Source organism: Streptomyces sp. ActVer (assembly GCF_027270795.1).
Lineage (GTDB): Bacteria > Actinomycetota > Actinomycetes > Streptomycetales > Streptomycetaceae > Streptomyces > Streptomyces umbrinus_A.
Window position 1 is genome coordinate 1 of record NZ_JAPWHT010000858.1, and the last position, 1,664, is coordinate 1,664.

A 1,664-nucleotide genomic window follows, 5' to 3' on the forward strand; every position below is an offset into this window, starting at 1 on the left:
TTGTCACGAGTCGTCCACTGCACCCGATCAGTCCGGTCAGCCCGGAGTTGTGAGGGTGACGCACCCGTTCCATCCCTGGTCCGGGCGGGAGTTCACGTTCGTTGACCGGCGCCGGACCTGGGACGAGGACCGGGTCGCCTTCCAGGACGAGGACGGGCAGCTGGCGTCGCTGCCCGCGGCCTGGACGGATATCGACCCGGTCGATCCGTTCGTCACGATGGCCGCGGGCCGGTGCCCGTTCCGCGTGGAGGACCTCCAGGCCGTCGCCGGACTGATCGACGCTCTCCGCGTACAGGCGTCGGGAAGATGATGCCGGGACCGTCGCCTGAACCACGCCCGGCCGGACAGCCGGGGTGATCGACGGCGCGCGGAGGTAGCTGGCCGGAGCACTTCTGATCTGCTGGTTTGCCTCCGCGCGCCTGCCTTGTGGTCTTGGCCTGGCCGGGTAAGGGCGCGAACCTGGTGACACGGCTGGTGACAGGGGAGGCGGACGCGATGGCGGTGACGGCGAAGGACCCGAAGGTGGCCGTGCTGGCCGCGTCGAGATCACTCAACCCGCATCCGGAGAAGGTGACCGACGAGGTGTTCCTGGCCTCGCCGTTCTGCGACCCGCGCGACGTGGTGCAGGTCAAGTACGAGATGGTGCGCCGCGTCCGCGTCGACAAGGTGCCCGTCGCCCGGGCGGCCCGCGCCTTCGGCTACTGCCGCCAGGCGTTCTATGAGATCGCCGCCGCCCTGGACGTGGGCGGTCCGGGTGCCCTGGTCCCCGGCAAGCCGGGCCCGAAGGGGCCGGTCAAGCTGACCGCACCGGTCATGGACCACATCGACGCCTGGCTGGCCGCCGATGACGCGCTGACCTCGAAGGACATCGCGGAGAAGGTCGCCGGGGAGTTCGGCTTCACCGTCCACCCGCGGTCGGTCGAGCGTGCGCTGTCCCGGCGGCGCGAGCCGGAAACCGCCGGTGAGGATGAGCCCATATCCCGCTGCCGTCCCGGGCGTTGCCGTCACGGCGGGCGTCACCGAGTACGAACGGCTACGCGAGAGCGCGGGCCGCGGCGGGCGCCGCAACGGGCTGGGAGTGCTCGTCGCCCGTGGCATGGCCGCGTATCTGAAGGTGGCTGCTTCGCTGGCCGCCGCGGCGGCTCCGAGGACGGGGAGCCTGGGCCCGCCGGCCGCCGGTGCGGTGGCCACCACGCTGGACGCGGAGGTCATTCGGGTGTGGTCCCGGATGGTCTGGGCCCACGCCAACTCCCCCTGATCCACGGCGACATGAGGATGTGCGGGAACTTCGATGAATGACCAGCTGTTCGGTCCGGCCGCCAAGGTGACGGCCGCCCACCTCGCCAGAGACGCCTACCTCTATATCCGGCAGAGTTCGCTCAAGCAGGTCCTCAACAACACCGAGTCGACGGTGCGTCAGTACGGCCTGAAGGAACGGGCGATCACTCTGGGGTGGCCGGCCGACCGGGTCCACGTCATCGACACCGACCAGGGCCAGTCCGGCGCCACGGCCGCGGACCGCGAGGGCTTCCAGCGGCTGGTCACCGAGGTCGGCATGGGCCACGCCGGGATCGTCCTCGGGCTGGAGGTCTCCCGCCTGGCACGCAACAGCACCGACTGGCACCGGCTGCTGGAGATCTGCGCGATGTCCGGGACACTGATCC

The 1,664-nt window shown here is 70.6% G+C and carries 3 protein-coding genes; all 3 read left to right on the forward strand.

The annotated features are described in order from the left end of the window. The first annotated feature begins 55 nt into the window (after positions 1 to 55). The gene (locus O3Q52_RS52830) at positions 56 to 310 is read left to right on the forward strand and encodes a DUF5372 family protein (RefSeq protein ID WP_269655508.1); all 255 of its coding nucleotides are present in this window, start codon (positions 56 to 58) and stop codon (positions 308 to 310) included. A 122-nt stretch (positions 311 to 432) separates the two neighbouring features. After that, on the forward strand, positions 433 to 1,299 hold the full coding sequence (locus O3Q52_RS52835; protein ID WP_269655509.1) for a hypothetical protein: 867 nt from the start codon (positions 433 to 435) through the stop codon (positions 1,297 to 1,299). Beyond that, positions 1,292 to 1,664: recombinase family protein (locus tag O3Q52_RS52840; protein ID WP_269655510.1), on the forward strand; the 373-nt coding region annotated here is incomplete at its 3' end. The genes O3Q52_RS52835 and O3Q52_RS52840, both read left to right, overlap by 8 nt.